This window comes from Okeania sp. (assembly GCF_983059655.1).
In genome coordinates, this window is record NZ_CEZPJD010000861.1 from 1 (window position 1) to 3,259 (window position 3,259).

The 3,259-nt window shown below is 34.1% G+C and carries 3 protein-coding genes; all 3 read right to left on the reverse strand.

Annotated features, from left to right (window positions below):
- Window positions 1-101: 101 nt before the first annotated feature.
- Complete coding sequence (locus AC3DU7_RS29430; protein ID WP_488042793.1) at window positions 102-518, reverse strand: slr1601 family putative cell division protein; 417 nt, start codon at window positions 516-518, stop codon at window positions 102-104.
- Between the two features lie 994 nt (window positions 519-1,512).
- Complete coding sequence (gene psaM, locus AC3DU7_RS29435) at window positions 1,513-1,608, reverse strand: photosystem I reaction center subunit XII (protein WP_071525264.1); 96 nt, start codon at window positions 1,606-1,608, stop codon at window positions 1,513-1,515.
- A 211-nt stretch (window positions 1,609-1,819) separates the two neighbouring features.
- Window positions 1,820-2,980: an RNA-guided endonuclease InsQ/TnpB family protein gene (locus tag AC3DU7_RS29440; RefSeq protein WP_488042794.1), complete on the reverse strand. Its 1,161-nt coding sequence runs from the start codon at window positions 2,978-2,980 to the stop codon at window positions 1,820-1,822.
- Window positions 2,981-3,259 lie beyond the last annotated feature (279 nt).

Sequence of the window (3,259 nt, forward strand, 5' to 3'; positions counted from 1 at the left end):
GGAACAGGGAATAGCAAACTGTAAAAGGGTTTTAGGATTGAAAAATGTTCTAACCAATTCTTTCTGTAAGGACGTTGCATGCAACGTCCCTACCTACTTCTTCAAGGAGAGCTTGTAGATTCTGAATTTGGTTTAATACCATTATCTTCTAACCAAATTATCGGTATTTGATGACGATCTACTAGGTTGCTTTGCTCTTGCATAATGCTTTTGGCTTGACTAGGATCGAAATAACGACTAAAGTCTGCTTTCTCTTGATTAAGTCTTTCTGTTGTGGCTTCAATTTCAGATTCAATGACTTGTAGCTTTTCTTGAATAGATTGGTAATGAGGCCACAATTTCAAGAAAGCTGATGTTACACAAACAGAAATTACGATGTTAGTAAATAATTTGACTGTAGTTTCAATCGTTATTTCTAGATGGGTAGACTTGATTCTTTTGGAAAATATCCGAGGTTTTACTTGGGTAGGGGTGCTGTGAGAAACTGGTGAAAATGTTACAGGTTTAGTAGCTTGCATAATTTTGTCAAGATAGCTTCATCAATTAGAAGATTTTTCTATTTAAATATTAATCTATGGATGGAGCTTATATTTAAGATGTCTAAACAAAATTAGATATTTAACTAAACTGCGATTGTTGTAAACAGGTACAAAGTGAAAGTTAATAAAAAAATTAAAAATATTTCTGTTGAAAAATGATTTAACAATATTTCACAACAGATCTAAAAATACTAGATAGTGTTTTTATTTTATATGTAAATATAGAACCCCTAAACGGATCTATTAAGCATCTCCTCCACCCATAGGGAGTAGTAGGGACGTTGCATGCAACGTCCGTACAGAGTAGGGGGAAATAATTGATGAATAACAGTGCAATAATTGATTTGACTTTTGATTGTTGGAGATATCTCTCTATAGTAATTAAATATCAATATCCTCACTTCTTGGCCTCAAAACCCAACATTAGCTAATATTCCAAATGGCTTCTATAGATTGAAGTTTTTTCTGATAAAAAAAGCGCACTTATTGAGCAGCCGTTCTCGTGTTTGCTACTATATTTATGCTATTTTACCTCCTTGATTATTTCCTAGAACTTCTATACTTCCATACCTCCATACTTTTTTCATAGCACTTGGTCTTCACATCTGAGATAAAAACGCTTTGGTATGAAAAATTAGATAAGTAATTGTTTAATATTTGAATTTGATTTTAATTACAACAAAGACAAAGACATTTTTTGAGGACTCCTTAATACCAAATCCGGTTATGAAAAGATAATTTTTCCAAATTCTTATAACCCTTCTGCCCTCTGCCTTCTGCCTTCTGCCTTACCCTGACAATAAACCTCCTAATTTAAACCGGATTTGGTATAATTCCATAAAAAATTTGTCCCAACAGTTTTTAACATAGTAACTTCTCAATCATACTTAGCTTTGCTCAAAAGCAAAAACTTTACTGTATCTTGAGAAGCAACTGTTAGGACAAATTTAGATTTTGATAATTGACCGAGATTTTATTTGTAAAGCTCAGTTGAGAGTCGGAATGCTAAGATTCCTGGGATGAGAGCAATTACTAGAGCAACTAATACTTGAGTATCAGATAGAGGCATAGTTCAAAACTCCTAATGTTTGTATTTGTAGTTTGCAGTTAATTTTTCATATTTTACCCGTAATTGGCAAATTCACAACTTTTGATATACTCCCCGGCTGTTAGGCACGGGGATTCTCACAAAAAGTGATTCTTTGCTCATCGACACAGCTTACTAAATCAAGTTACCCATTATTAGCAGAGACCGTTATCTCCCAAAGCGTTCCCTATTACTAGGAGGTTTCTGAATGCCCTTCAGTACCTTGATTCCACTCAATACCTATTATTTCTAATCCACGGCTCAAGATATTTCGTGCTGCGTTAGTATCACGACATATTTCAGCATGACAGCTAGGACAAACATGAGTACGGGTTGACAAAGTTTTTGAAACTCTGTGCCCACAATTAGAACAATCTTGAGAAGTGAATTTGGGATTTACTGAAACAATTGCTTTACCCCAAATTTTTCCATAGTATTCTAGCCATTGAGTGAACTGATACCACGATGCGTCAGATATTGACTTTGCCAAATGATGGTTTTTGATCGTGTTTTGTATCTTCAGGTCTTCATAGACGACAACATCGTTAGATGCCACTACGCACCGGGCTTTCTTTATGCTCCAGTCTTTACGCTGTCTACTAACCTTCAAATGGCATAACCCAAGTCTCTTTCTGGCTTTGTGATAATTGTTTGATTGAGGTTTTTTGCCTTTGACAAACTTCTTGCTTAATTGTCGTTGCCGACGTTTTAATTTTTTCTCTGACTTCCTTAAATATTGAGGATAAATGACTGCATTATTGTTTTGGTCTTTATAGAAGTATTTTAAACCTAAGTCAATACCTATAACATTACCAGTATAATTTCCTGATTCCTTTCTATTGGCATCCAAACAAAACTGGCAGTAGTAACCATCTGCACGTCTAACAATTCTCACACGGTTAATTTTTAATCTCAATAAATCTTCCCTTGTATCTTGATTACAATACAGGGAAAACTTACCAGATTTAAACTTATCAGTGAAAGTTATAAACATACAATCATCTGACAATTTCCATCCAGATTGTTTATATTCTACAGACCGACAATGCTTTTTGAATTTGGGATATCCTTTCTTTTTGGCTCCTTGTTTACAGCGACGATAAAAGTTACTAATCGAAGTCCAAGCTATTTCTACTGAGGCTTGCCTAGCTGATGAATTTAATTGATTGACAAAGGCAAACTCACTAGCTAACTCTTTGCTCAGTTTGTATAAACGTGACTTATTTACTCCTTGGTTATCTATCCAATATCTCACAGCTTTATTTCTAATAAACTGTGCTGTCCTGATAGCTTCATCCAAGGATTTATATTGATTTGATGTCCCGTTTAATAACTTGGCCTCTCTTACTAACATTGCGATATTTTTGTTTCTATGGTATCATTTTATCATATACTTTTCCAGATAAAACAATTATTTGAAAAAAAATATTGATGCAGAGAAAGTCGCCCTAGAAGGGCGAGGCTTTAGACCCATTTTTTCGGTAAACAAACACTAATTTTTCTTCTTCTTCCACACTAGCTGTTTGATGTATTTAGTTGTGGAGTTTGCTCTTGTCTTAAACATCTCATAAAATTCTTAATATAAGTCAACATAAGTTTATAAAAAGAATAATTTTCAAGAACATAGAATTAG